The sequence below is a fragment of the Catenulispora yoronensis genome (assembly GCF_039531695.1).
GTDB lineage: Bacteria > Actinomycetota > Actinomycetes > Streptomycetales > Catenulisporaceae > Catenulispora > Catenulispora yoronensis.
Genome location: NZ_BAAAQN010000071.1, coordinates 33,344 through 59,024, shown reverse-complemented (window position 1 = coordinate 59,024; position 25,681 = coordinate 33,344). Strand labels below are relative to the sequence as shown.

The following is a 25,681-nucleotide window of genomic DNA, read 5'->3' as shown; positions in this document are numbered from 1 at the left end:
GGTTGTTGGGCTGCGGTTGGGCTTGCATGAACTTGACACCTGGTCGGCGGTACTGTAGGCAAAGCCCTGCCGACGTGACCGAGGAGAACAAACCAAAACCCCAGGGAGAGGACTGAAGGATCCGGGGGCAGGGGGCTCCCGCTTCAGCCCTGCGGCCGCCGGTGAGGAAAACCTTCGACCAATGGTGAGTGCCAACCTTCGGCCGCCAGTGAGGCCGACCTTTGGCGGGGCCGACCCTTCAGCCCCCGGTGAGGCCGACCTTCAGTTGCTGGTGGGGCAGGACTTCGACCGGCCGCCTGCGCGGGGTCTTCAGCCTCTGGGTTTGCCTTGAACCTTCCCGGCGGCCGGAATCGGCGAAGGGCCCGCCGCTACCCAGTGATTGTCAGCTCTCTGCCTGGGTTTTTGGTTTGTTCTCCTCGGTCACGTCGGCAGGGCTTTGCCTACAGCACCGCCGACCAGGTGTCAAGTTCATGCAAGCGCAACCGCAGCCCAACAACTATCACCGCAGCGGCATGGACTTGATACCTGGGCGGCGGTGCTGTACCCGTAGGGCTGCCGACGTGAGCGAGGGGAACAAACCCCCACCCCACCAACCGCCAGCGCAGAGACTAACCAGACCCCCCTATGGAGCTGGCGCCAGTTCTCCGAGGGATCAGAGGCCCTCGCCGGAGGCGCCTGCCTTACCCAGCTCTTGACTTTGATCTTGATCCCCGATCCCCGATCCCCGATCCCCGATCCCCGATCCCCGATCCCTACGGCAACATAGCCGCCGAATCACAAACAGCCTCCACCAAATCCAAAGCTCGCAGAGCCTCACCAGCAGTGTGCGTCACCGTGCGGTTCCCAAGCCGATACGCCATCGCCCGCGCGCACAGATCCGCGTACTCGGGAAACAGATCGGCCGTGTAGTCCGCCGAGGCCTCCTTGGAGATCACATGCCCCGTTGCGATCGTCGCGTGCAGGCGTCCCGGGCCGGTTACGCACCAGGCCAGCAAGTAAGGGTCGATCTCGGAGGCGGGGTCTTTGGTGATCAGGACGCTGCGGTCGTTGAGTTGCGAGCGCCAGTACGACTCCAGGTTCCCGTGGTTCCACTCCCGCAGCCACGCCGGGTCGGGTGCGGCGCCCAGCTCGGAGGCTTGTGGGCCGCGCAGCGTGATGCCGCGGCGGTCCAGTAGAGCCCACAACACCGGGTCGGTTGCGTGGCCGTGTGGTAGGAGTTTGCCGTCGACGACGGCTGGTACCCGGGCGTCGCTGCGGAGGCCGACCTGGTCGCGGGTGACGTAGAGCCCATCGCAATGTGGACCGTCTCCCCGCTCCGCCTCCAGTTGCTCGTGCATGCGTGCCACGGCTTCGAGTTCGGAGTCGTTCAGGGTGCGGTCGAGGAGTACCACGACGTCGAGGTCGCTGCGTTTGGGGCGCCAGCTTCCCAGTGCGGCCGAGCCCACGACGTAGAAGCCACGCAGCAGATCGGGGGTCAGGGTCTCGTCCAGTGCCTTGAGGAAACGATTTGCTGCTAGTTCGTACGCCATTCGCTAAAGCTTAACCAAAAGGACTAGACCTGTCCTGAGCGAAAACCGGGCCGGTCGACCCCCTTGGTGGGGAGTCGGGCCGGCCCGGTGTCGGGATCGCCGCTCTGGCTGTATCAGGTGGCTGTCAGCAGGCTGTCATCACCTTGAGCGTTAGTCCACCTCAGCCAGCGCCTGCGCGAACTGGGCGGCATAAAGCCTTGAATACGCGCCGTCGGCGGACAGGAGTTCGGTGTGGTTGCCCTGCTCCACGATCTGTCCGTGCTCCATGACAAGGATCATGTCGGCATCTCGGATGGTGGACAAGCGGTGGGCGATGACGAACGACGTCCGTCCCTCGCGCAACTTGTTCATCGCGCGTTGGATGAGGACCTCGGTGCGGGTGTCGACTGAGGAGGTGGCCTCGTCCAGGATCAGGATCGCCGGTTCGGCCAGGAAGGCCCGGGCGATGGTGATCAGCTGCTTCTCGCCGGCCGAGAGGTTGGAGCCCTCCTCGTCGATCACGGTGTCGTAGCCGTCGGGCAGGGTGCGGACGAAGTGGTCGACGTGGGTGGCGGCGGCCGCCGCGTGGATCTGCTCCTCGGTGGCGCCGTCGGTGCCGTACGCGATGTTCTCGGCGATGGTGCCGCCGAACAGCCACGCGTCCTGGAGCACCATGCCGGTCTGCGAGCGCAGGTACTCCCGCGACATGCGGCCGGTGTCGACCCCGTCGAGCAGGATGGCGCCGGAGTCCACCTCGTAGAACCGCATCAGCAGGTTCACCAGCGTGGTCTTGCCGGCCCCGGTCGGGCCGACGATGGCCACCGTCTGCCCGGGCTGCACGGTCAGCGACAGGTCCTCGATCAGCGGCTGGTCCTTGGCGTAGCTGAAGTCGACGTCGCGGAACTCCACCTGGCCGCGCACCCGCGCCAGCTCCACCGGCTCGGCCGGCTCGGCCGACATCTCCTCGGCGTCCAGGATCTGGAAGATCCGCTCGGCCGAGGCCACGCCGGACTGCATCAGGTTGGCCATCGCGGCCACCTGGGACAGCGGCATGGTGAACTGCCGGGTGTACTGGATCGAGGCCTGCACGCTGCCCAGCGACAGCGCCCCGGCCGAGACCCGCAGGCCGCCGACCACGGCCACCAGCACGTAGGTGACGTTGCCCAGGAACATCATCGCCGGCTGGATCAGGCCACTGATGAACTGGGCCTTGAAGCTGGCGTCGTTCAGCTGGTCGTTCTGGGTCTTGAACTCCGCCGCCGCCTCCTTCTGCCGCCCGAACGCCTTCACCAGCTGGTGCCCGGTGTACATCTCCTCGATGTGCGCGTTCAGCCGGCCGGTGGCCGCCCACTGCTTGACGAACTGCGGCTTGGACTTCTTGCCGATCCGCCCGGCCACCACCACCGACAGCGGCACCGTGGCGACCGCGATCAGCCCCAGCAGCCAGGAGGTCCAGAACATGAAGGCGGTCACGCCGATCAGCGTGAAGACCTGCATCACCACCTGCGCCAGCGACTGCTGGAGCGACTGCGCCAGGTTGTCCACGTCGTTCGTGGCCCGGGACAGCACCTCGCCGCGCGGCTGCTTGTCGAAGTAGGACAGCGGCAGCCGCGCCAGCTTCGCCTCGATGTCGGTGCGCAGCCGCGCCATCGAGCGGTTCACCACCACGATGACCAGCCGGGACTGGCCCATCATGCACAGGAACACCAGGATGTAGATGCCGGTCAGCAGCAGCAGGACGTGCCCGACCGCCGTGAAGTCCACGCCCACACCCGGCGTGAAGTCGACCGACTTCAGCAGGTCGGCCATCCGCCCCTGACCACTGGCCTGGAGGTGGTCGATCAGCTCCTGCTTGGTCGGATACGTGCCGTCCGGCCTGGCCTTCGCCTGACGGCCGATCACCCCGGCGAAGATCAGGTCGGTGGCCTTGCCGAGCAGCTTCGGGCCCCACACAGTCATGGCGACGCCGAGCGCGGCCAGCAACATCGAGACATAGAGGACCGGACGCTCGGGACCGAGGTAACCGAGCAGCCGCCGGGACGATCCCTTGAAGTCCTTGGACTTGGCCGCCGGCCCGGACATGAACGCCGCGGGGCCGCGCAGGGCGCCACCCTGCTGCGGCCGGGGCGCGTCGCCTTCCTTCTCGGTTTCGAGGCGGTCGGTCTCGGGCCGGTGAGGAGCGCCGGCACCACCGTTCACGCTCCCATTCGCGCTCCCATTCAACCCGCCGTTCGCGCTCCCGCTCGGGCTCCCATTCACCCCGCCGTTTACGCTCCCGTTCGTAGTCCCATTCGCGCTCCCGCCCCCACTGCCGTTCACGTTTCCGGGCCTGCCACTGTCCGCGCCGTTGCCGTCGTCCCCGCTCACGCCGCCGCCTCCTCTTCCGTCAGCTGCGAGAGCACGATCTCCCGGTACGTCTCGTTCGTGTCCATCAGCTCGCTGTGCGTCCCGGACCCGACCACCACGCCCCGGTCCAGGACGATGATCCGGTCCGCGTTGCGGATCGTGGAGACCCGCTGCGCCACGATCACCACCGTCGACTCCCGCGTCTGGTCCACCAGGGCCGCGCGCAGGCGAGCGTCCGTGCTGTAGTCCAGGGCCGAGAACGAGTCGTCGAACAGGAAGATCTCCGGCTTGTGCACCAGCGCGCGGGCGATCGCCAGCCGCTGCCGCTGCCCGCCGGAGACGTTGGTCCCGCCCTGCGCGATCGGCGCGTCCAGCCCCTCGGGCATCCGCTCGACGAAGTCCCGGGCCTGCGCGATGTCCAGGGCCTGCCACAGCTCCTCGTCGGAGGCGTCCGGGCGGCCGTAGCGCAGGTTCGAGGCGACGGTGCCGGTGAACAGGTAGGGCTTCTGCGGCACGATCGCGACCGCCTGGGTCAGCACCTCCGGGTCCAGCTCGCGGACGTCGACGCCGTCGACCAGGACCTGCCCGTCGGTGACGTCGGCCAGCCGCGGCACCAGGTTCAGCAGCGTGGTCTTGCCCGCCCCGGTGGACCCGATGATCGCCGTGGTCTCCCCGGGCCGCGCGATCAGCGACACCCCGTCCAGGACGCAGTCCTCGGCCCCCGGGTACTTGAAGCTCGCGGTGCGCAGCTCCAGCGTGCCGTTCCCGGCCAGCTGCCGCGGCGCGGAAGGCGGCACGACGCTGGACTCGGTCTCCAGCACCTCGCCGATCCGGTCGGCGCAGACCGCCGCGCGCGGCACCATCATGAACATGAAGGTGGTCATCATCACCGACATCAGGATCTGCATCAGGTACGACAGGAACGCGGTCAGCGACCCGACCTGCATGCCTCCGGAGTCGATGCGGTGCCCGCCGAACCACAGCACGCCGACGCCGGCGAAGTTCACGATCGCCATCACGGTCGGGAACATCAGCGCCATCAGCTTGCCGACCCGCAGCGAGACGTCGAACAGCTCGTCGTTGGCCACGCCGAAGCGCCGGGCCTCGTGCCCGTCCTTGACGAAGGCGCGGATCACCCGGATCCCGGTGATCTGCTCGCGCATGACCCCGTTGATCTTGTCGATCCGGACCTGCACGATCCGGAACAGCGGCCCCATGCGCCGGATGATGGTCCCGATCGCGATCCCCAGCGCGGGGATGATCGCCACCAGCAGGCCCGACAGCGGCACGTCCTGCCGCAGCGCGAGGATCACGCCGCCGACCATCATCACCGGCGCCGCGGCCGCCATGGTGAAGGTCATCAGCACCACCATCTGCACCTGCTGCACATCGTTGGTGGTGCGGGTGAGCAGCGAGGGCGCGCCGAACCGGCCCACCTCCCGCGTGGAGAACGCCTGCACCCGGTCGAAGATCCCGGCCCGCAGGTCCCGCCCCAGCGCGGTCGCCGTCCGGGCCCCGAAGTACACCGCCCCGATCGAGCACGCGACCTGCAACAGCGAGAAGGCCAGCATCACGGCCCCGGTCTTCACCACATAACCGGCGTCCCCCTTGACCACGCCGCCGTCGATGATGTCGGCGTTGAGCGTGGGCAGGTACAGCGCGGCCAGCGTCTGCACGAACTGCAGGACCAGGACCAGAGCGATCGGCTTCCGGTACGGCCGTAGATATTGTTTGAGCAATTTGATGAGCATTGCGGTGTCGATCCCATCTCTCTCGGCATGCCGGACGCTGGTCCGAACGGCGTGGCCGGGCGAGCACAATAGGCGAAATCAGAGGTTTGTGTTTTCCGGTAGACTGGCCCCAGGCGGGGACAAAGGCGGCGGCTGCTCGGCCAGGCCGGCCGCGGTGAGCACCGCCTCGCGCAGCAGCGCAGTGTAAGGGGCGTCGACGTCCTCGCGCAGCCAATATTCGGTCGCCACCCGGATCGCCCCGTTGACGGCCGCGGCCACCACCCGCGGGAACAGATCGTCCCCCGGCAGCCCCAGCCGCTCGGCGATCACCGGCGCCAACTCGTCCTCCAGCTTGGTCATGGCGTTCAACATGAACGGCCGCACCCCGCAGTCGGTGGTCATCAGCGCGCGCAGCTGGAACACGGCGGCCTTCAAGGGCTCGTGCCCCGCCGTGTACTCGGCGACCACGACGTCGGCCAGCGCCTCCCCGAAGGGCTCCTCCGCCGGCCGATCGGCGAAGGCCAGCGCCACCCGTCGCGCGCGGTCGCCGGCCACCGCCCCGATGGCCTCCTCGCGGCTCCGGAAGTAGTTGTTGAAGGTTCGCGGCGACACCCCGGCGGCCTCCGCGATCTCCTCCGTCCGCACGTGTTCCAACCCCCCGCGCTGGAGCGCCAACCCGATGGCGGCCCAACTCAGGTTCTTCCGGGTTTCGAGCTTCTTGCGCTCCCGCAGGCTCTCGGTGAGCTCCGGCGTGTCGGCGAGCTTCGGCACGAGACCGCGCAGGCGCTCCACCTGTTCGAGGCTCACACGTTCGAGGCTTCCCCGAGCCTCGGCGTGCTCGGGCGATTCGTGGGCGGGCATGGAAGTAGTGTCGCTGGAAAGTTGCGCCGCGCGCAAGGTTTCGCGCCGCGCAAATTTGCGGGACACGCAGCGAGTCGTCTCCGAGCTGCGGGGGAGCCATCCCGGAGCCGAGAGAGTAATGTCCCCGACGACCGCAAGTCCTGGGGGAGGAGTTCGGGATGTCGAGGCCTGATTTCCATGCCACGCGCGGCGCCGTGGGGCTGACCGCCGCGGCCGCGCTGCTGCTGGCCGGCTGTTCCAGCAGCGGATCGACGTCGGGCTCCGGCGGGGTTCCGAAGACGCTGGCGGAGGCGTTGCGGGAGGTCCATGCGGGCGCGGCCACCACCGACGCGCTGGCCTGGGGGCAGTACGGCGGGGCCAACGCCAACGCCCTGGGCCAGATCCTCACGCCGATCCTCGGCTTCAGCGTGACGCAGCAGCCGTTCGTCCTGACCGTGGGCCGGGCGCCGAACTGGGTCAGCGTCCTGTCCGGGACCTTCGATCCGGCGGCGATCGGGGCCAAGCTCCAGGCGCTGGGGTACAAGTCGACGGACCGGGGAGGCGGCGTCACCCAGTGGCTGATCCGGGACGACCACCAAATCGACGTGAATCAGCAGCCTGAAGAACTGGCCGCGACCGTCGACACCTTCAACGTGATCCGGGTGTCCAGGACCCGGATCGAGTTCGGCGGGGCGACGGCCGATCTGGACGCCGCGCTGGCTGGGAAGTCGCCGTCGTTGGCGGACGATCCGGTGGTCGGCGCGATCGCCAAGTGCCTCGACAAGGACACCTCGGGGCTCTACGACGCCGCGACGTACCAACTGGCGGTGGGCACCGGGGCGAACGGGACCGAATCGATCTGCGTCGCCGCCCCCGACGACGCCACGGCCAAGCAGTACGGCGCGGCCTTCACCAAGGCCATCACGACCGGCACGTCGCAGGTGACGCTGGAACCGTGGAGCAAGCTGTTCAGCACCCCGAAGGTGGAGTCGCTCGGCGGGAAGGCGCACGTCATGCGGCTGACGGTCACCGACGTCGATCCGGCGCATCCGCGTCTGGCGAACACGATGCTGGACAACGCCGTGGTCGAGCTGATCGGCAAGCCGACGCCGACGGGGAGGCCACGCACCGGGTCCCCGTCTCCGACCGATACCCCGACCAATTCCCCGACAGATACCCCGACCGACACGCCTACCGACTCCCCGACGGACTCCCCGACCGACTCACCCACCACCTGATGTACCGCGTCCGCCGCACCACCCGGCTCACCCGCCTCACCCGGCTCACTGCAACCGCCGCCTCACCCGCGCCACCTGCCTCACCCGCCTCACCGCAACCGCCGCGCCGCCACCTCCGCCGCCGCCTCCCCGACCTCCGTCAACAACGGCGGCGCCAGCTTCCACTGCTGCCAGTACAACGGCACGTCCACCGGCTGCTCCGGCGTCAGCTCCACCAACTCCACCTGCCCGTACTGCGCCGCCTGGACATCGGGGATCAGCCCCCACCCGAGCCCGATCTCGACCGCGTACAAGAAGGCGTCCGTCGCCGGCACATAATGCCGCGCTCCCGTGCCGGGGCGGCCCAGCCGCCGCAGGAAACCGTCCTGCAAGTCGTCCTTGTGGTTGAACACCACCACCGGCGCCGCGCTCAGCGCCGCCGCCGTCGCGCCGTCCGGCAGCCACCGCCGCACGAACTCCGGCGTCGCCACCGCGCGGTAGCGCATCCGACCCAGCGGACGCACCACGCAGCCCTGCACCGGCTTCGGCGACGACGACACCGCCGCCATCACCAGTCCGGCCCGCAGCAGCTCGTCGGTGTAGTCCTGGTCCTCGCGGTGCAGGTCGAAACAGGCCCCCGACTCCGGCCCGAACCGGGCCGCCACCTCGGGGAACCAGGTGCTCAGCGAGTCGGAGTTGACCGCGATGGACAGCGTGGTCCGGACCGGAGCCCCGGCCCCGTCGCCCCCGGCCTGTGCTCCCGGCCCGCTCAAGCCCAGCTCCGCCCGCGCGTTGTCCTCCAGCCACGCCAGCTGGCGCGCGAAGCGCACCACCGCGACGCCGGAGTCGGTCGGGCGCAGGGGCTTGGAGCGCACCAGCAACACCCGCCCCGTGCGTTGCTCCAGCGCCTTGATCCGCTGGCTCACCGCCGACGGCGTCACGTGCAGGATCCGGGCCGCCGCCTCGAAGGTCCCGGCGTCCACCGCGACCAGCAGCGTGCGGACGTGGTCCAGCGGCAGGTCGGTCAGCATGATCCGGCCCCGGCTCCATCCGTCATCATGATCTCTAATGATAGCCAAGAAAGATGAGCTGGCCTGGGGATCACTCGAGTTCCTAGCATCATGCTCATGAGCACCCCCCTCGCCGCCGCCGCGGCCGGACTCGGCACCGGCCTGTCGCTGATCATCGCCATCGGCGCGCAGAATGCCTACGTCCTGCGCCAGGGTGTCCGGCGCGAGCACGTCGGCGTCATCGTCACGATCTGCGCGGCCTCGGACGCGGTGCTGATCGCGGCGGGCATCGGCGGCCTGGGCGCGGTGGTGCGGTCGGTGCCGACGGCGGTGACGGTCATCGCCTGGATCGGCGCGGTCTTCCTCGTCGGCTACGGCGTCCTCGCGGCGCGGCGGGCCTGGAAACAGGGCGAGCACCTGGAATCCGACGGCGCCGCCGAGCACTCGCGGCGCACCGCCGTCCTCACCTGTCTGGCCCTGACCTGGCTGAACCCGCACGTGTACCTCGACACCGTGCTGCTGCTCGGCACCGTCGGCAACAGCTACGGCTCCGCGCACTGGGCCTTCGCCGCCGGGGCGGTGACCGCGAGCGTGCTGTGGTTCTCGGGGCTCGGATTCGGCGCCGGCCGGCTGGGGCGGGTGCTGGCCCGACCCCGGGCGTGGCGGGTGCTGGACGCCGTCATCGCGGTGACGATGATCACCATCGGCGTCACCATGGCCGCGCGGGCCTGACCCTGGGTACGATCACCGCGTGGAGGACTTGGTCTTCAAACGTCCGCGCAAGGTCAACCAGTTCGGCACCTTCCCCCTGGCCTTCGGCGGCGCGTTGGTGATGCAGGTGCCCAGCGCCGCCGCCCAGGCCGCGATCGTCGCGGTCACGGTGCCCTGCTGCGTGCTGGCCGCCCGGGCCCGGTCGACCGTCGTCACCGCCAAGGGCATCACCATCCGCGTGCTGCGCGGCCGCTTCATCCCATGGGACCAGGTCGACGCGATCAGCGTCGGCGACCTGGCCGGCGAGCGCGCCATAGACCTGCGCCTGGCCGACGGCTCGCGCCGCCGGCTCCCGGCGCCGGTCGAGCGCCACCGGCGCTCCCGCGACGTCGCCTTCGACGACAAGTACGCCGCCATCATGCAGGCCTGGCTGCGCAGCTCCGGCCCGGGGGACGAGACGTCCGACCCGGGCCGGAAACCGGCCGCCGACCGCCCGGTCAGCCGGCGGCGGCCGGGATCACCGATCCGTTGAACGTCGTCTCGATGTACTTCTTGACGTCCTCGGAGGTCAGCAGCGCCGCCAGCTTCTTCACCGCCGGGTCGTTCTCGTGGCCCTTCTTCACCACCAGGATGTTGACGTAGGGGTTGTCCTGCGTCTTCTCCAGCACCAGCGCGTCCTTGCTCGGCGTGAGCTTGGCCTCCAGCGCGTAGTTGCCGTTGATGACCGCGGCGTCCACGTCTGACAGGGCCCGCGGCAGCTGCGCGGCCTCCAGCGGCTGGAACTTCAGGTTCTTCGGGTTCGAGGCCACGTCCTTCTCGGTGGCCTTGGCGCCGACCCCGTCCTTCAGGGTGATCAGGTGGTTGTCGGCCAGCAGCTTCAGCGCCCGGCCCTCGTTGGTGGCGTCGTTCGGCACCGCGACGGTGGCGCCGTCCTTGAGCTGGTCCACCGACTTGGCCTTGTTCGAGTACAGGCCCAGCGGCTCCAGGTGCACGCCGACCACCGGCACCAGGTCGGTCCCCTTGGACTTGTTGAAGTCGTCCAGGTAGGGCTGGTGCTGGAAGAAGTTGGCGCCGACCTGGCCGTCCTGGGTGGCCAGGTTCGGCTGCACGTAGTCGGTGAACTCCTTGACCGTCAGCTTCAGCCCGGCCTTGGCGGCCAGGTTGTCGCGGACGTAGTCCAGGATCTGCGCGTGCGGCACCGGGGAGGCCGCGACGGTGATCGAGTCGACGGCGCCGGCGGCCCCGGAGGACGCGGCCGCGGCCGGGGCGGCGCCGGCGGCGGCCGAGCCCGAGGACTTCGAGGAGGAGCAGGCGGTCAGACCCACGGCCAGGACGCCGGCGACGGCGGTCAGGGACGCGGCGAGCTTCTTGTTACGCATGAACAAGTTCTTCTTTCTTCCGTGTACTGATTGATGGGTGTGTGGTGTTGCTCGGCCGGGGTGATTACCGGTGAGCCAGCCGCTTGGCGGCGAAGTCGCCGAGCCACTGGACGATCTGGACGAGCACGACGAGCAGCACGACCGTGGCGATCATGAGGCCGTTCTCGAAGCGCTGGTAGCCGTAGCGGATGGCCAGGTCCCCCAGGCCTCCACCGCCGATCGCGCCGGCCATCGCCGAATAGCCGACCAGCGCGATCACGGTCGTGGTGAGTCCGCTGACCAGCGCGGGCAGCGACTCCGGGAGCAGGACTTTGCGAACCGTCGCCAGATGCGCGGCGCCCATCGCCTGGGAGGCCTCGATCAGGCCCTTGTCGACCTCGCGCACCGCGGTCTCGACGAGCCGCGCGAAGAACGGGATGGCGCCGACGGCCAGCGGCACGATCGCCGCGTCCACGCCGATGGTGGTGCCGACCAGCCCGCGGGTGAACGGCGTGATCGCGATCAGCAGGATGATGAACGGCAGCGAGCGGCCGACGTTCACCACCGTGCCGAGCACCTTGTTCGCCGCCGGGTTCGCCAGCAGACCGCCCTTGTCGGTCAGCACCAGCGCCAGCCCCAGCGGCAGGCCTATCAGCACCGTGAACAGCGCCGACCAGCCGACCATCTGGAACGTCTCCAACGAGGCCTGCCACAGCAGCGGCTGCATCTCCGACCAGCTCACGACGGGACCTCCACGTTCAGCCCCCGCTCCCGCAGGAACCCGATCTGCACGACGTTGTCGTCGAACCGCCCCGGCAGCCCGATCCGCATCCGCCCGACGGTCTGCCCGTTCACGGTCTCGATCGCGGCGCCCAGGATCGTGACGTCGATCGCGTAGGTCCGCGACAGCTGCGAGATCAGCGGCTGCGCCGTGTCGTCGCCGTGGAAGGTGACGTCGAGCACCGTGGTGTCCGGCAGCGTCGTGCGCGTCGGCGCGTCCCCGAGCTGGAACAGCTCCCGCGCCAGCTCCGAGTGCTCCCGCGTGAGCAGGTCGGCGATGGTCCCGGACTCGGCGATCCGCCCGTCGGCCATCAGCGCCGCGCTGTCGCACACCGCCTTGACGACCTCCATCTCGTGCGTGATCAGCAGCACCGTGACCCCGAGCCGCTCGTTGACCTCTTTCAGCAGCCGCAGCACGCTGCGCGTGGTCTCCGGGTCCAGCGCCGAGGTGGCCTCGTCGGACAGCAGCACGTGCGGGTCCGCGGCCAGCGCGCGGGCGATGCCGACCCGCTGCTTCTGCCCGCCGGACAGCTGCGCCGGATGCGCGTCCGCGCGGTCGGTCAGGCCCACCACGTCCAGCAGCTCCAGGGCCCGGGCCCGGCGCTCGCGCCGGGTCAGGCGGCCGCCGCCCGGACCGATCTCCAGCGGCAGCTCCACGTTCTCCCGTGCGGTGCGCGAGGAGAGCAGGTTGAAGTGCTGGAAGACCATCCCGATGCGGCGGCGCTCGGCGCGCAGCGCCTTGGACGACAGCGCGGTGAGCTCCTTGCCGGCCACCCGGACGGTGCCGGAGGTCGGGCGCTCCAGCAGGTTCACGCAACGGATCAGCGTGCTCTTGCCGGCGCCGGAGCGGCCGACCACACCGTACACGGTGCCCGGTGCGACGCTCAGGTCGACACCGTCCAGGGCCGTGACGGACCGGCCCCGTGAGGTGTAAACCTTTGACAGGTTCTTGATTTCGATCATGATGCTTTCCGCATGGTCCGCACGCGAGGGTGCGGCGGGCGCGCGAGACCGCGGCCGCGAAGGCTTATAAAGGAGAACGCGCTGCTAAAACCAGGTGTGGGAGTTCAGAAACTCAGCAGCCGTGCATTCGACACGAACCCAGGCGGCGCATCATCCGCGGCGCCATGACGGCGGCGGGCATGCGGTGGCTCTCGTTCGTGATCATGTCCATGACTATAGGCGCAGCACCGGAGCGGGGATTACCAGGTCCAGTCCGTGAGACGGGTCCGTCTCACGGTGATCGTCCGTCTTCGGCCTGACCTGGGCCGACGCGGGCCGTCCTCGGCCCGCGCCGGCCCGGCTGAAACGCGATGTGCGATGTGCGACGTGCCAGGTGCGACGTGCGACGTGCGACGTGCGACGTGCGACGTGCGATGCGCCCTACCGCGCCGGATGCACCACCATCGCCGATCCGCCGCCGCGCCGCGCCGGCTCGGCCGCGGCCTGGACCTCGCCGTTCGGCAGGAACTCCAGCCCGGTCGCCGCGCCGATCTCCGGCGTCGGCGTGCCCGACGGCGCCACCAGCACGAAGTTCTCACCCAGCGCTTGCAGCGCCGGGATCTGCGGCAGGTTCAGGAACGCCGGCTCGGCGTCCGTCACCGACCGGTCGCGCTGCGAGGCCCGCGGCGCCGCGATCGCCGCCGGCAGGCTCATGCCCAGGTCCACGCGGTTGACCAGGATCTGGAGCACGGTGGTGATGATGCTCGCGCCGCCGGGGGAGCCGACCGCCAGGAACGGCCGGCCGTCCTTCAGCACGATCGTCGGCGACATCGACGAGCGCGGCCGCTTGCCGGAGTCCGGCAGGTTCGGGTCCGGGGCGCCCGGGTGCACCGGCGTGAAGTCGAAGTCCGTCATCTCGTTGTTCAGCAGGAAGCCGCGGCCCGGGACGGTGATCGCCGAACCGCCGGTCTGCTCGATGGTGAGGGTGTAGGAGACGACGTCGCCCCACTTGTCCGCGGTCACCAGGTGCGTCGTCGACAAGCCCTCGGTGCCCGCGACCTCGGTGCCGCCCGGCGCGCCGGCCGGGCAGGTGGTGCCGCCGTGCGGGGCCGACGGGTCGCCGGGGGCCACCGGGCTGGTCAGGGTGCTGGTCGCGCTGATCAGGCAGGACCGGTCCTTGCCGTACGCGGCCGAGGTCAGGCCCCGCACCGGGACGTTGTTGAACGCCGCGTCCCCGACCCAGCGGTTGCGGTCGGCGAACGCGACCCGCGCGGCCTCGTCGTACAGGTGCAGCGCCTGCACCTGGTCGCTGGGGGAGACGTCGAAGTTCGACAGGATGTTGAGCGCCTCGCCGACCGTGGTGCCGCCGGAGGACGGCGGCGCGATCGAGTAGACGTCCAGGCCCTGGTAGTTCACGTGCGTCGGCGCCTGCACCGGCGCGGTGTAGTGCGCGATGTCGGAGGCGGTCAGCACCCCGGGGCGGAAGTACATCGTCGGGTTCGCCACCGTCGGCGGGTGCTGCGCGGTGTTCGCCACCTCCTGGCCCAGAACCCCGTGGTAGAAGACGCCGGGGCCGTCCTTGGCGATCAGCTTGTAGGTGTCCGCCAGGTCCGGGTTCCGGAACACCGAGCCGACCGCCGGCGGCGCGCCGTTCGGCAGGAACAGCTTCGCGGTCGGGGCGATCTGCGAGAACCGCGCCTGGTTCATCGCGGTGAAGGAGTTGAACGTCGGGTCGACGACGAAGCCGTTCTCGGCGATGTCGGTGCCGCCCTGCAACGCCTTCCGCAGCGGGATCGTGCCCCACTTGTCCAGCGCCGTGGCCCAGGTCATCAGCGTGCCCGGCACGCCGACCGACAGCCCGGAGTTGACCGCGTCGGCGAACGCCAGCGGCTGGCCGGTGGCCGGATCGATGAAGAAGTTCGTGGTCATCGCCGCCGGGCCGGTCTCGCGGCCGTCGATGGTGGAGACCTTGTGCGTGCGGGCGTCGTAGTACACGAAGAAGCCGCCGCCGCCGATGCCCGCCGAGTACGGCTCGACGACGCCCAGCGCGGCGGCCGTGGCCACCGCCGCGTCCACGGCGTTGCCGCCGTGCTCGAGCACGTCCAGGCCGGCCTGCGTGGCGTACGGGCTGACGCTGGCCACCGCGCCTCCGAAGCCGGTCGCCACCGGCGAGCGCGGCGGCTCGCCGGGGTGGTGGCGGCCGTCCGGGGCGGCCCGGGCCGCCGTCAGGCTCACGGTCAGCGCGGCCGTCGCGACCAGGGCTGCGCCCGTTCGGAAAGGTCTCCGGGTCGGCGTGTGCATCTCCTACCTCCGCGTGATGGTCCCGTTGCTCCCCGTCGAGGGTCCACTGTGGCAGAGGGCTTATTTTCTGGGAAGCGCGGGTGGAATATGCTCAGGCCGCTCTGGGCTGTTACCAGGGGCTCTCGAAGTGCCGATACCCGGGTCCCGCCGCTCGTCCGTTTTTCGTCCCATAGGGGGGAGCCGTGTCCAAGCGCGGTTGGTTGCTTTTCGCCGCGATGGCAGTGATCTGGGGCATCCCCTACCTGCTGATCAAGATCGCGCTGGAAGGCATGCCCGCGCCGTTCATCGTCTTCGCCCGGACCGCGGTCGGCGCCGCGGTGCTGCTGCCGGTGGCGATGAAGCGGGACCTGATACGCCCGGCGCTGAAGCACTGGCGCTACATCGCGGTGTTCGCCGCCCTGGAGATCGCCGGCCCCTGGCTGCTGCTGGGCGACGCCGAGCAGCACATGACGTCCTCGCTGGCCGGCCTGCTGATCGCCGCCGTGCCGTTCTTCGTCGCGCTCATCATGTGGCGCCTCGGCGAGAAGGAAGCGGTGTCCGGCACCCGGCTGGCGGGCCTGTTCATCGGCCTGGCCGGCGTCATCGCGATCGTCGGCCTCAACATCGGCGAGGTGAACGTCTGGCACATGCTGGAGGTGATCGCGGTCGCCATCGGCTACGCCATCGCCCCGATCATCGCCAACCGCCGCCTGAGCGACGTCCCGACCCTCGGGGTGATCACCCTCTCGCTCACCGGCGTCGCGCTCCTGTACACCCCGGTCGCCGCCTTCACCCTGCCGGCGCACCTGCCCAAGGCCAACGCGATCGCCGCCGCCGTCGCCCTCGGCCTGGTCTGCACCGCCGCCGCGTTCCTGTTGTTCTTCGCGCTGATCGCCGAAGCCGGCCCGGCACGCGCCTCGATGATCACCTTCGTCAACCCGGCCGTGGCCGTCGCCGGCGGCGTGGTCTTCCTCGGCGAGACCATCAAGGCCGGGGTCATCGTCGGCTTCCCGCTGGTGATGATCGGCCTGGTGCTCTCGACGCTGCGCACGCCCGAGGCCGGGGCCGCCGAGGCCGGGCCCGCGGTCGAGGCGGCCCCCGCCCTCGACGAGGCCGTCGTGGTGGTGGAGGCCGCCCCCGTCACTCCGTGACCCGGGTTGTTACTCCGTGACCACGGTTACTCCGTGACCCGGTGCACCTTGTGCTGCGCCGCCTGCGCGCGCGGCCGCACCACCAGCAGGTCCACGTTGACGTGCGACGGCCGGGTCACGGTCCACGCCACACAGTCGGCGATGTCCTCGGCCAGCAGCGGCTCGGCGACCCCGGCGTAGACCGCCGCGGCCCTCGCCGCGTCGCCGCCGAACCGGTTCAGCGCGAACTCGTCGGTCCGGACCATGCCCGGAGCGATCTCGATCACCCGGACCGGCTGGTCGAACAGCTCCAGCCGCAGCGTCTCGGCCAGCACATGGGTGCCGTGCTTGGCCGCCGCGTACCCGGCGCCGCCCTCGTAGACGATGTGGCCCGCGGTCGAGGACATCATCACGACCGTGCCCGCGCCGGAGGCCACCAGCTTCGGCAGCAGCGCCTGCGTCAGATGCAGCGAGCCCAGGACGTTGACCTCGTACATCGCCCGCCAGTCCGCCGGATCGGCCGTCGCGACGAAGTCCGCGCCGATCGCCCCGCCGGCGTTGTTCACCAGCACGTCGCACGCGTCCAGCCCGGCGGCGAACGCCGACACCGCCGCGGCGTCGGTCACGTCCAGCTCCACCGCTTCGCCCGCGCCGCCCAGCTCCGCGGCCAGCGCCTCCAGCCGGTCCCGGCGGCGCGCGACGAGCACCACCCGGTAGCCCTCGGCGGCCAGACGGCGGGCGGTGGCGGCGCCGATGCCGCTGCTCGCTCCGGTGACGACGGCGGTCTTGGTGGTCATGGGCGGTTCCTCGGTCCCTCGCGCATCGGCACCGCGCACCCCGAAAGGGCTGCTCGGTGCCGACTTTGTCGGTGCTGTCACGGACAATCATGGCGTGCAGATCGCCGCGACCTACGACCCAGAGGGTTTCAAGGATCGCGGTTTCGTTCAAGCGATCTCCGAGGAGGGAGACGCCGCCGGTCAGCCGCGCGCCGTCGCCGACCTCGAAGCCGAGATCGGGACGCTGGAGGCGGCCTCGGCCCCGGACGCCCCGGACCACCCGCGCTGGATCTGGCCCGCCACCGCCGACCTCGCCCCGGCCCTGCTGCGCCGCGGCGTCCGCGTCGACCGCTGCCACGACCTCGCGCTCACCGAGGCGCTCCTGGTCGCCTACGAGGGCCGGTGCGGCGCGCCCCGCTCGCTCGGCGCGGCCTGGGCCCGGCTGCACGGCCTGCCGGTGCCGCCGGACCGGGCCGAGGGCACGCTGGAGGCGCCGGCCGACAATCCGACCACCCAGCCCGCGCTGTTCGAGCCGGACCGCTCGGGGCTGCCGCCGGACGCCGACCCGCTGCGCGCGGTCCGGGAGGTGCACGCCGAGCAGCTGCGCCGGATCGCCGCCACCGAGCATCCCGGCCGGTTCCGGCTGCTGGTCGCCGCCGAGTCCGCGGCCGCGCTGGCCGCCGCCGAGATGGCGCACCACGGCCTGCCGTGGCGGGCCGACGTGCACGGCGAGATCCTGGCCGAGATCCTCGGCCCGCGGCCGGTCGACGGCTCGCCGCCGCGCGCGATGGCCGCCGCCACGGCCGAACTCGCTGCGGCGCTGGGTGTCCGGGCCCTCAACCCCGACTCGGCCCCGCAGGTCACCAAGGCCTTCGCCGACGTCGGCGTGAAGCTGCCCTCGCTGCGCCGCTGGGACCTGGAGAAGATCGACCATCCGGCGATCCCGCTGTTGCTCAAATACAAAGAGTTATCGCGTCTTTACTCGTTCAACGGCTGGGTGTGGCGCGATACCTGGGTCGTGGCCGGCCGTTTCCGGCCCGAGTACACCGTCGGCGGTGTGGTCACCGGACGCTGGGCGGCCCGGGGCGGCGGCGCGCTCCAGATTGCGCGCAGGTTGCGCAAAGCTGTGATCGCCGACCCGGGCTGGGTCTTCGTCGCCGCCGACGCCGCCCAACTGGAGCCGCGGATCTTGGCGGCGATGGCGCAGGATCCCGGCATGGCCGAGGCGACGCAGAGCGATGACATGTACGCCGCGCTCGCCGGCGTCTTCGAGGGCTCCCGCGACCAGGCCAAGCTCGGGCTGCTCGGCGCCATGTACGGGCAGACCGGCGGGGGTGCCGCCGCGCCGCTGGCCCTGATGCGCCGCCGCTTCCCGAAGGCCACCGCGCTGCTGGACGAGGCCGCTCGCGAAGGGGAGCGCGGCCGCCTGGTCCGCTCTCACCTGGGCCGCACCTGCCCGCCGCCGTCGGAGCGGTGGCAGAGCGCGATCGCCGGCGACGCCGAGGCCGACGCCGCCGACGACAGCAACCGCCGCTCCGGCCAGGTGGCCCGGGCCCGCGGCCGCTTCACCCGCAACTTCGTGATCCAGGCCACCGCCGCGGAGTGGGCCGAGGTGCTGTTGGCCTTGCTGCGTCAGCGGTTGCGGCGGTTGGACGGCGCGCAGTTGGTGTTCTTCCAGCACGACGAGGTGTTGGTGCACGTCCCCAAGGAACACGCGGCCGCCGCGGCTGGGATGATCGGGGAGTGCGCCGCGCTCGCCGGACGCCTGGTCTTCGGGCCGGGGCCGGTGCGCTTCCCGATGAGCGTTCACTCTGTCGAGTGCTATGGCGACGCCAAGTAACGGACCGGAGGCGGCAGTGGGTATCGGGCTGGGCATGCGCGACATCGTGGAAGTCGAAGAGGTCGTCCTGCTCGCCCCGGACGGCACCCCGATCGGTACTGCTCCGAAGGCCGAGGTGCACACCGCGGACACACCGCTGCACCTGGCTTTCTCCTGCTACGTCTTCGACGACGAGCATCGGCTGCTGGTGACCCGCCGGGCCGAGGACAAACGCACCTGGCCCGGGGTCTGGACCAATTCCGCGTGCGGCCATCCGGCGCCCGGGGAGCAGATCCAGGACGCGGTCCGGCGCCGGCTGTCCACCGAGCTCGGACTGGACGTGGACCGGGTCTGGCCGATCCTGCCGGATTTCCGCTACCGCGCGGTCATGCCGAACGGCATCGTCGAGAACGAGGTGTGCCCGGTGTTTCGGGCGAGTGTCCCGGTCGGCACCGTCCCGGCCCCGGCGGCCGAGGAGGTCGCGGAGTACCGGTGGACGCCTTGGGCGGACTTCTGCGCGGACGTCCTTTCCGGGCGCTTCGACGTGTCCCCGTGGTGCCGACTACAGGTCGAACAGCTGGCGGAGCGGGATTTCGGCACGTGGATGTCATGATCCTGGCTTAGCGATCATGAAGTCACACAGGGGGTTGTTCGATCCCTGTGATGTCGGGCATCATTGCGCGGTGCCCGATGCCATTGCGTGGTCAGGGGATAAGCGCTGTGTCGCCTCACCTTCGCTTACCCACCCCCCGCCTCTCACCACGCCGACGCCATGAGCGCCGACTTCCGACCCGTCATGCACCCGGCGGGCTTCGACGAGGCCCTCGCCCGAATCCTGGGCGAGGTCCGGACCGGCCATTACTTCTCGATGGCGGAACTGCTGGCCGCCCCTGGGCAGGATCGGCAGCTGCGGTGTTCGCGCACCGCGCTGCTGGCCCAGGTGGCGGCCGGTTCCAACGCTGTCGACCAGTGGGTCGCCGAACGCCCCCGGGATCCGAACGCGATCATCATGGCGGCCCGGGTGGCCGTCGAACGCGCCTGCCGGGCCGCGGCCAATGACGTGCCCCAGGCCCATGTCCTGGGCCGCCGCGCGGCGGAGCTGTGCGCCGATGCCGCGGCCATCAGTCCCGGCGACCCAGTGCCCTACCTGGGTCGCCTGGCTTTGGCGGCCGGCTTCGACGAACGCATAGACGGCCCCGACTCCTGCCCGGTACCAGGGCCCTGGCACGCCTTCCGCGATCTGTGGCGCGTCGATCCCGCCAACCGCGAGGGCTGCCACCGGATGCTGTCCGCGGTCGGCAACGGCTCGGGCCCCAGCCCGGCCGACACCCAGCTGTTCGCCGCCAGCATCGTCGGCAGCGTCGGGCTCAGCGGCCTGTCGCCCTTGCAGCTGCTGCCCCTGTACGCGCTCGTGGTCGCGTACGAGTTCCGCAAGGCCCAGCGGGACGCCCTGGCGCACCTGATGTGGAGCACCGAGGCCGCCCGGACCGAGATGGCCCGGGGCTGGAACTGGTTCACCAGCACCAGCAAGGACGACTGGCTGGTGGTCGACCTCTCCCACCTCGCGCACGCGCTGGTCGCCGGCGGCCGCTCGGACCTGGCGGCGGACGTCTTCCAGGCCCTGGGCCCCTACGGCGCCACCAAACCGTGGGGCTCGGTGTCCGCCACCGGCGACGCCGCCGAGGAGTTCGTCAGGGCCCGCACGACGGCGCTGTCGGCCGGCGGCCGACGTCGCGAACCGGGCCGTTCACGTTCCGGCCCCTAGCGGTACCGCCGGTAACACCTGTAAGACGTGTACCACCTGTATCACCGTGCTGATGACTTTGCCCCCGCTTGTCCCCACCCGCAGTGAGTTGTTCCGCACCACATCTCGTCCCACACAACAGGCGGCCCACCCCCCGGGCCTTGAAGGGAAAACGAACGACGCCATGTCGACGACTCAAAGCTCTACCAATCCGGCCTGGAGCGATGCCGACCACGCCGACGCCGAACAGCTGCGTGCGATCGGCTACGAACCGGTGCTCTCCCGCCGGATGTCCGGCTTCGGCAACTTCGCCATCAGCTTCTCGATCATCTCCATCCTGTCCGGCTGCATGACCCTGTTCGGGTTCGGCATGGCCACCGGCGGGCCCGCGGTGATGGTCTGGGGCTGGATCGGCGTCACGGTCGCCGTGCTGCTGATCGGCCTGAGCCTGGCCGAGGTCACCAGCGTCTACCCGACCTCGGGCGCGCTGTTCTTCATGGCCCACCGCCTCGGCGGCAAGGGCTGGGGCTGGATCACCGGCTGGCTCAACATGCTGGGCCTGTTCGGCGTCATCGCCGGCATCGACTACGGCGCCGCCGAGTTCATCGGCGCCTTCACCGGTATGGCCTTCGGCTGGACCCCGGACAAGTACGGGCTGATAGCCGTCTTCGCCGGCGTGCTGCTCCTGCACGGCATCCTGAACTCCTTCGGCGTGCGGGTGCTGGACCTGCTCAACCGGGTCAGCGTCTGGTGGCACCTGATCGGCGTGGCCTTCATCGTCGTGGTGCTGTTCGTGATCCCGACCCACCACCAGAGCGCCAGCTTCGTGTTCACCCACTACGCGAACGCCACCGGGTTCAAGAGCGCGATCTACGTCAGCGCCATCGGCCTGCTGCTCACCGGCTACACCCTGACCGGCTACGACGCCTCGGCGCACATGTCGGAGGAGACGTCCCAGGCCTCCACCCTGGCGCCCAAGGGCATCGTCCGGTCCATCTGGGTCTCCGGCATCGCCGGCCTGGTGCTGATCGTCGCCTTCCTGTTCGCCATCCAGGGCGGTTCGGACCAGTACGCCACCGAGTCCGCCGGCTCCGGCTACGGCGGCGCGGTGACGGCCCCGTCGATCATCATGATCGACGCCCTCGGCCAGCACTGGGCCGAGGTCCTGACCCTGGTGATCATCGTCGCCCAGCTGTGCTGCGGCCTGGCCGCCATCGGCTCGGCCGCCCGCATGGTCTTCGCGTTCTCCCGCGACGGCGCCCTCCCGGGCTCGGCGACCTGGCGCAAGGTCAACCGCTCGGCCGTCCCGACCAACGCCATGTGGCTGGTGGTCGTCGTGGCCTTCATCCTGGCCCTGCCGTCCCTGTGGACGATCCAGGCCTACGGCGCCGTGACCGCCATCGCCTCCATCGGTCTGGCCCCGGCGTACGTGATCCCCGGCTTCCTGCGCGCCCGTCAGGGCAAGAACTTCAAGAAGGGCGCCTGGAACCTGGGCAAGTGGGGGCCGCTGGTCGGCTACACGGCCTCCGTCTGGGTCGTGATCGAGGTCATCCTGTTCTGCCTGCCCCAGGCCTCGCCGGTGACCAAGCTGACCTTCAACTACGCCCCGATCGCCCTCGTCGCGGCCCTGCTGCTGTCCGGAATCTGGTGGCTCGCTCGCGGCCGCACCGCGTACGCGCCGCCGGCCGGCGCGGTCGAGGCCGAGCAGTTCGCCGACCTGGACGTGATCTAGCAATAGGGCACGTGCTGGTCTGACGCGGCGGCGCGCCTCGGGAAACCCGAGGCGCGCCGCTTCTTCGTGTTCTTGGTACGGCCGCCCTGCCGCCCCGTTCATCTCGGCGTGGGCAGCCGGGCCAGGAACACCTCGAACGCCGTCGGACTCACCTTCATCGTCCCCGCGTACGGGTAGCTCATCTCGCGCACCACCACCAGCGACACGACCACCAGCCCGGCCAGCGTCATCACCATCACCGTATGAGCGAACGAGCTGGACAGGCCGAACAGGAACGTGAAGGCGACCGTCACCAGCGCGCTCCCGATCAGGATCGCCCACAACAGCGGCGGGAGCGATTCATCGGCCTGATTCAATCTCTGCCGCCGCTCCCCGGCCAGCGCCTCCACGTGCGTCATCGCGTGGTCGTACTCCACCTGGTCGGCCACCGAGGTCGGCTTGAGCGCGAACACGCTGTCCCGCATCTCGTACACCAGCTCCGTGGCCTTCGGACTGGTCTGGTGCTTCGCCAGCAGCGGCCATTCCTGGTCGACGACCGTGTTCGCGTACTCCAGGGTCTGATGCTCCAGCTGCGCCCCCAGCGGCAGCGGTACCTGCCGTGCGATCCAGTAGATCCCCGCCAGCTCGTTCGCTTCCCGGAACGTCGTCTGGTGCGCGTTGTCGTTGTTCGTCCACAGCGCGACGACGACGAACGCGAGCGGCACCGCGAAGACCACCGAGACGGTCGCGAAGATGAAGCCGGCCACGTCGTTGTGGGGCTCGCGCCGGTGGTGCGGGATGAAGCGCTGCGTCAGACGCAGGGCGATGAAGGTGAGGATGAGGACGGCGACGATGATGCCGTAGTCCTTGGCGGTCATGCGGACGACTCCAGAAAGTTCACAGTGCCAGGGGCCCGGGCGGGTTGCCGGTGGGCCGGACGAACAGTGGCGCGAGCCCCGGAGGGCTCGGAGTTCCCTCGGGAGCGCTCAAAGTTCCCCAAGGCATCTCAGGTGTAGAAGATCCTAAAGGGTCCTAGAAAGTCCGTCTGGTAATGAGATCGGCAATCGCGTGCAGGTCGCGTACCGCCGCCTGGTTGATCCCGGGTGCCTCGCCCAGGCAGGCGTGCGCCTTGGCCACCCGGGCCGAGGCCTCGTCCCCGGCCCAGGCCCGCCCGCCGGCCCGCTCGACGGCCTGGGCGGCCCGCTGGAGTTCCTGTTCTGTGAAGTCCCGGCTCAAGGCGTAGAGCCCGGCCAGTTCCCGCGCCGCTCCCGACGTCGTCGACAGCGCCGAGACCACCGGCAGCGACTTCTTGCGGGCCGCCAGATCCGACCCGACCGGTTTGCCGGTGGTGGCCGGATCGCCCCAGATACCCAGCAGGTCGTCGGTGAGTTGGAAGGCCATGCCGATCTCGCGCCCGAACCGGTCCAGCGCCGCCACCGCCCCCGGCTCCGCCCCGGCCGCCAGGCCGCCGAGCGCGCACGCGCATCCCAGCAGAGCTCCGGTCTTCTTGGCGGCCATCGCCAGGCACTCGTCGAGGGTGACGTCGTCGCGCTGCTCGAACGCGCAGTCCTCGTACTGGCCCTCGCAGATCTCCATGACGCAGTCCGCCAGCCGGTTCGCCGCCTCGCCGCCGACCAGCCGCAAGGCCAGGGCCAGCATCGCGTCCCCGGCCAGGATCGCGTTCTCGGTGCCGAACACGGTCCACGCCGTGGGGCGGTGCCGCCGGGTCCGGTCCCGGTCGATGACGTCGTCGTGCAGCAGCGTGAAGTTGTGCGCCAGCTCCACGGCGGCGGCCGCGGCGAGGACCGCGCGGCCGAAGCCGGCTGTTGTCCGGTCCTGGACGAGCCCGGTTCCTGGTTCCGGCTCGAATTCCGGCCCCAGTTCCGGCCCCAGTTCCGGCCCGAATTCCGGCTCGAATTCCGCCCCCGCGACCGCCGTGGCCGCGGCGAACACCAGCCCCGGCCGCAACAACTTCCCGCCGGCCCCGTTCCCACCCGCCTCCCGGGGCTTCCCGTCGGCCTCCACCCATCCCAGGTGGTAGGCCGAGATCAACCGCATCCTGCCCGGCAGCGAATCCACCGCGCCGCGCATCACCGGATCCACCACCCCCCGCGCCTGGCGCAGCGCCTCCAACGCCACCGCGTCGACTTCGGTTCCCAGCGCCTCAGCCACGGGGCCGCGCAATCTCGACGTTCTCCAGGACGCCCAGCGCGTCCGGCACCAGCACCGCCGCCGAGTAGTAGGCGCTGACCAGGTAGTTCGTGATGGCTTTCGCGTCCACTCCCATCAGCCGCACCGACAACCCCGGCTGGTACTCGTCCGGGATCCCCGTCTGATGCAGGCCCACCACCCCCTGCTCCTCCGCGCCGACCCGCATCGCCAGGATCGACGTCGTGTGCCCGTCCGTGACCGGGATCTTCGGGCACGGCAGCAGCGGTACGCCTCGCCACGACGGCACGTGGCTCCCCAGCAACTCCACCGTCGGCGGATACACCCCGCGCTTCGTGCACTCCCGCCCGAACGCGGCGATCGCCTTCGGATGCGCCAGCAGGAAGTGCGTGTCCCGCCGCCGCGACAGCAACTCGTCGAGGTCGTCCGGTGTCGGCGGCCCCGAGTGCGTGTGGACCCGCTGCTCGAAGTCCGCGTTGTGCAGCAAGCCGAAGCCGCGGTTGTTGACCAGCTCGTCCTCCTGCCGCTCCCGCAACGCCTCGATGGTCAGCCGCAGCTGCTCCTCCATCTGGCTCATCGGCTTGTTGTAGAGATCCGCGACGCGGGTGTGGACCCGCAGCACCGTCTGCGCGACCGAGAGCTCGTACTCCCGCGGCTTCAGCTCGTAGTCGGCGAACGTCCCCGGGAGCTCCGCCTCGCCCTCGTACCCGGCGGCCAGCGCGATCTCGGCCTCACCGTGCTGGTTCTGCGCTTTGGACCGGGCGCGCCGCTGCGCGGCCAGATGGTCGCGCAGGGTCTCCGACCGGTCGATCAGTGCCCGGATTTCCCCGGCCGGGACCGATAGCGCGATCACGGGTGTCGCAGCCCGTGCGGTCGACTTCCATAAGGGCACCTGGCCATTGCTGGCCCCGCTGCCGCCCGCGCCCCGGCCCCCGACCGTGCCCCCGGTGTGGAAGACCTCGGCGCCGAAGTGGTCCCCGTCGGCCAGGTGTCCGGTCACCGCGTGGTCGCCGTACTTCCCGTGCCCGGACAGGTCCACTTTTCCGTGGGCGATCAGCCAGAGCGCGTCGACCGGTGTGCCCGCCTCGGCGATCGTGTCCCCGGCCCGGAACTCGCGCACCGTGAACCGTGACGCCAGTTCGGCGAGCAGCGGCTCGTCGTCGTAGTCGCGCAGCGGCGGCAGCTCGACCAGGGTCGGTGCGACGACGGTGACGTTGTCGTCCCCGGCGTGGCCGAAGGCGACGCGGCCCCGCCCGACGGCGTGGCTCAGCCGCCGGTTCACTCGGAAAGTGCCGCCGTCGGCCTGCACCCACGGCAAAATCCGCAGCAGCCAGCGTGACGTGATGCCCTGCATCTGCGGCGGTGTCTTGGTCGTGGTGGCCAGGTTCCGCGCCGCCGCGGTGTCCAGGCTGAGCTGATTGCCCTCGGCCGCGGTGCCTTCCGGCGCCGCCGCGCTCTGCTCGACCGTCATCGTTCCCCCTCCGGGCGAAAAGCCGTTGTATGGCTTCCATCGTGGGGCGACTCGGTGATCGGGTCTATTACCGCAAAGGGTGACATAAATCGAACAAGTCCCGCTGGCGAGTGGCTAGGACATGTGACATAGTACTGGC

The 25,681-nt window shown here is 70.3% G+C and carries 20 protein-coding genes and 1 pseudogene; 8 read left to right on the top strand and 13 right to left on the bottom strand.

Annotated elements, in window-relative coordinates; translation table 11 throughout:
* Positions 1 to 752: 752 nt before the first annotated feature.
* The 4 genes from ABD481_RS39480 to ABD481_RS39465 all read right to left on the bottom strand — a co-directional run bounded on the left by ABD481_RS39480 (position 753) and on the right by ABD481_RS39465 (position 6,445).
* Positions 753 to 1,529 (bottom strand): nucleotidyltransferase domain-containing protein, encoded by a 777-nt coding sequence (locus ABD481_RS39480; RefSeq protein WP_344671006.1) that lies wholly within the window; start codon positions 1,527 to 1,529, stop codon positions 753 to 755.
* A 150-nt stretch (positions 1,530 to 1,679) separates the two neighbouring features.
* Positions 1,680 to 3,707 (bottom strand): ABC transporter ATP-binding protein, encoded by a 2,028-nt coding sequence (locus ABD481_RS39475; RefSeq protein WP_425559392.1) that lies wholly within the window; start codon positions 3,705 to 3,707, stop codon positions 1,680 to 1,682.
* A gap of 164 nt (positions 3,708 to 3,871) precedes the next feature.
* Positions 3,872 to 5,605, bottom strand: coding sequence for an ABC transporter ATP-binding protein (locus ABD481_RS39470; RefSeq protein ID WP_344671005.1), 1,734 nt, complete (start codon positions 5,603 to 5,605; stop codon positions 3,872 to 3,874).
* A 78-nt stretch (positions 5,606 to 5,683) separates the two neighbouring features.
* A complete protein-coding gene (locus tag ABD481_RS39465) occupies positions 5,684 to 6,445 on the bottom strand; it encodes a TetR/AcrR family transcriptional regulator (protein WP_344671004.1) in 762 nt (253 codons plus the stop codon).
* A 158-nt stretch (positions 6,446 to 6,603) separates the two neighbouring features.
* On the opposite strand from ABD481_RS39465, the gene ABD481_RS39460 reads away from it, so the two are divergent.
* The gene (locus ABD481_RS39460; RefSeq protein WP_344671003.1) at positions 6,604 to 7,662 is read left to right on the top strand and encodes a hypothetical protein; all 1,059 of its coding nucleotides are present in this window, start codon (positions 6,604 to 6,606) and stop codon (positions 7,660 to 7,662) included.
* 89 nt (positions 7,663 to 7,751) lie between these two features.
* On the opposite strand, the gene ABD481_RS39455 is transcribed toward ABD481_RS39460, so the two are convergent.
* Positions 7,752 to 8,672, bottom strand: a complete 921-nt coding sequence (locus tag ABD481_RS39455) for a LysR family transcriptional regulator ArgP (RefSeq protein ID WP_344671002.1) — start codon at positions 8,670 to 8,672, stop codon at positions 7,752 to 7,754.
* A gap of 96 nt (positions 8,673 to 8,768) precedes the next feature.
* Between ABD481_RS39455 and ABD481_RS39450 the strand changes: the two genes are divergently transcribed.
* Together ABD481_RS39450 and ABD481_RS39445 are read left to right on the top strand one after the other, a co-directional pair.
* The gene (locus ABD481_RS39450; RefSeq protein WP_344671001.1) at positions 8,769 to 9,383 is read left to right on the top strand and encodes a LysE/ArgO family amino acid transporter; all 615 of its coding nucleotides are present in this window, start codon (positions 8,769 to 8,771) and stop codon (positions 9,381 to 9,383) included.
* Positions 9,384 to 9,402: 19 nt separating this feature from the next.
* Positions 9,403 to 9,894: a hypothetical protein gene (locus ABD481_RS39445; protein WP_344671000.1), complete on the top strand. Its 492-nt coding sequence runs from the start codon at positions 9,403 to 9,405 to the stop codon at positions 9,892 to 9,894.
* Here the strand turns inward: ABD481_RS39445 and ABD481_RS39440 are convergent.
* From ABD481_RS39440 to ggt, 4 genes and pseudogenes are all read right to left on the bottom strand, one after another.
* Complete coding sequence (locus ABD481_RS39440) at positions 9,860 to 10,741, bottom strand: MetQ/NlpA family ABC transporter substrate-binding protein (RefSeq protein WP_344670999.1); 882 nt, start codon at positions 10,739 to 10,741, stop codon at positions 9,860 to 9,862. The two genes, ABD481_RS39445 and ABD481_RS39440, sit on opposite strands and share 35 nt — an antisense overlap.
* A gap of 67 nt (positions 10,742 to 10,808) precedes the next feature.
* Positions 10,809 to 11,462, bottom strand: a pseudogene (locus ABD481_RS39435) (methionine ABC transporter permease); the annotation flags it as partial.
* Positions 11,459 to 12,463: a methionine ABC transporter ATP-binding protein gene (locus tag ABD481_RS39430; RefSeq protein ID WP_344670998.1), complete on the bottom strand. Its 1,005-nt coding sequence runs from the start codon at positions 12,461 to 12,463 to the stop codon at positions 11,459 to 11,461. The pseudogene ABD481_RS39435 and the gene ABD481_RS39430, both read right to left, overlap by 4 nt.
* A gap of 420 nt (positions 12,464 to 12,883) precedes the next feature.
* The gene (gene ggt, locus ABD481_RS39425; RefSeq protein ID WP_344670997.1) at positions 12,884 to 14,743 is read right to left on the bottom strand and encodes a gamma-glutamyltransferase; all 1,860 of its coding nucleotides are present in this window, start codon (positions 14,741 to 14,743) and stop codon (positions 12,884 to 12,886) included.
* A gap of 182 nt (positions 14,744 to 14,925) precedes the next feature.
* Between ggt and ABD481_RS39420 the strand changes: the two genes are divergently transcribed.
* Positions 14,926 to 15,873: a DMT family transporter gene (locus tag ABD481_RS39420; protein ID WP_344670996.1), complete on the top strand. Its 948-nt coding sequence runs from the start codon at positions 14,926 to 14,928 to the stop codon at positions 15,871 to 15,873.
* Between the two features lie 26 nt (positions 15,874 to 15,899).
* On the opposite strand, the gene ABD481_RS39415 is transcribed toward ABD481_RS39420, so the two are convergent.
* Positions 15,900 to 16,649, bottom strand: coding sequence for an SDR family oxidoreductase (locus ABD481_RS39415; RefSeq protein WP_344670995.1), 750 nt, complete (start codon positions 16,647 to 16,649; stop codon positions 15,900 to 15,902).
* Between the two features lie 94 nt (positions 16,650 to 16,743).
* Between ABD481_RS39415 and ABD481_RS39410 the strand changes: the two genes are divergently transcribed.
* From ABD481_RS39410 to ABD481_RS39395, 4 genes are all read left to right on the top strand, one after another.
* Positions 16,744 to 18,468, top strand: a complete 1,725-nt coding sequence (locus ABD481_RS39410; RefSeq protein WP_344670994.1) for a bifunctional 3'-5' exonuclease/DNA polymerase — start codon at positions 16,744 to 16,746, stop codon at positions 18,466 to 18,468.
* Positions 18,469 to 18,502: 34 nt separating this feature from the next.
* Positions 18,503 to 19,060, top strand: a complete 558-nt coding sequence (gene idi, locus ABD481_RS39405) for an isopentenyl-diphosphate Delta-isomerase (protein WP_344671007.1) — start codon at positions 18,503 to 18,505, stop codon at positions 19,058 to 19,060.
* Between the two features lie 159 nt (positions 19,061 to 19,219).
* Positions 19,220 to 20,212, top strand: coding sequence for a hypothetical protein (locus ABD481_RS39400; protein WP_344670993.1), 993 nt, complete (start codon positions 19,220 to 19,222; stop codon positions 20,210 to 20,212).
* Between the two features lie 163 nt (positions 20,213 to 20,375).
* Positions 20,376 to 21,923 carry an amino acid permease gene (locus tag ABD481_RS39395; protein WP_344670992.1) on the top strand — a complete coding sequence of 516 codons (1,548 nt, stop codon included), beginning with the start codon at positions 20,376 to 20,378 and terminating at the stop codon, positions 21,921 to 21,923.
* 98 nt (positions 21,924 to 22,021) lie between these two features.
* Here the strand turns inward: ABD481_RS39395 and ABD481_RS39390 are convergent, their stop codons facing one another.
* The 3 genes from ABD481_RS39390 to ABD481_RS39380 all read right to left on the bottom strand — a co-directional run bounded on the left by ABD481_RS39390 (position 22,022) and on the right by ABD481_RS39380 (position 25,542).
* On the bottom strand, positions 22,022 to 22,780 hold the full coding sequence (locus tag ABD481_RS39390) for a bestrophin-like domain (protein WP_344670991.1): 759 nt from the start codon (positions 22,778 to 22,780) through the stop codon (positions 22,022 to 22,024).
* Between the two features lie 154 nt (positions 22,781 to 22,934).
* On the bottom strand, positions 22,935 to 24,074 hold the full coding sequence (locus ABD481_RS39385; RefSeq protein WP_344670990.1) for a polyprenyl synthetase family protein: 1,140 nt from the start codon (positions 24,072 to 24,074) through the stop codon (positions 22,935 to 22,937).
* Positions 24,067 to 25,542, bottom strand: a complete 1,476-nt coding sequence (locus ABD481_RS39380; protein WP_344670989.1) for a family 2B encapsulin nanocompartment shell protein — start codon at positions 25,540 to 25,542, stop codon at positions 24,067 to 24,069. Before ABD481_RS39380 ends, ABD481_RS39385 begins: the two co-directional genes overlap by 8 nt.
* Positions 25,543 to 25,681: the final 139 nt, after the last annotated feature.

Coding starts and splice junctions, on each gene's coding strand:
- ABD481_RS39480 (WP_344671006.1), bottom strand. CDS start 1,529: ATGGCGTACGAACTAGCAGCAAATCGTTTCCTCAAGGCACTGGACGAG.
- ABD481_RS39470 (WP_344671005.1), bottom strand. CDS start 5,605: ATGCTCATCAAATTGCTCAAACAATATCTACGGCCGTACCGGAAGCCG.
- ABD481_RS39465 (WP_344671004.1), bottom strand. CDS start 6,445: ATGCCCGCCCACGAATCGCCCGAGCACGCCGAGGCTCGGGGAAGCCTC.
- ABD481_RS39460 (WP_344671003.1), top strand. CDS start 6,604: ATGTCGAGGCCTGATTTCCATGCCACGCGCGGCGCCGTGGGGCTGACC.
- ABD481_RS39455 (WP_344671002.1), bottom strand. CDS start 8,672: ATGCTGACCGACCTGCCGCTGGACCACGTCCGCACGCTGCTGGTCGCG.
- ABD481_RS39450 (WP_344671001.1), top strand. CDS start 8,769: ATGAGCACCCCCCTCGCCGCCGCCGCGGCCGGACTCGGCACCGGCCTG.
- ABD481_RS39440 (WP_344670999.1), bottom strand. CDS start 10,741: ATGCGTAACAAGAAGCTCGCCGCGTCCCTGACCGCCGTCGCCGGCGTC.
- ABD481_RS39430 (WP_344670998.1), bottom strand. CDS start 12,463: ATGATCGAAATCAAGAACCTGTCAAAGGTTTACACCTCACGGGGCCGG.
- ggt (WP_344670997.1), bottom strand. CDS start 14,743: ATGCACACGCCGACCCGGAGACCTTTCCGAACGGGCGCAGCCCTGGTC.
- ABD481_RS39415 (WP_344670995.1), bottom strand. CDS start 16,649: ATGACCACCAAGACCGCCGTCGTCACCGGAGCGAGCAGCGGCATCGGC.
- idi (WP_344671007.1), top strand. CDS start 18,503: ATGCGCGACATCGTGGAAGTCGAAGAGGTCGTCCTGCTCGCCCCGGAC.
- ABD481_RS39400 (WP_344670993.1), top strand. CDS start 19,220: ATGAGCGCCGACTTCCGACCCGTCATGCACCCGGCGGGCTTCGACGAG.
- ABD481_RS39395 (WP_344670992.1), top strand. CDS start 20,376: ATGTCGACGACTCAAAGCTCTACCAATCCGGCCTGGAGCGATGCCGAC.
- ABD481_RS39390 (WP_344670991.1), bottom strand. CDS start 22,780: ATGACCGCCAAGGACTACGGCATCATCGTCGCCGTCCTCATCCTCACC.
- ABD481_RS39380 (WP_344670989.1), bottom strand. CDS start 25,542: ATGACGGTCGAGCAGAGCGCGGCGGCGCCGGAAGGCACCGCGGCCGAG.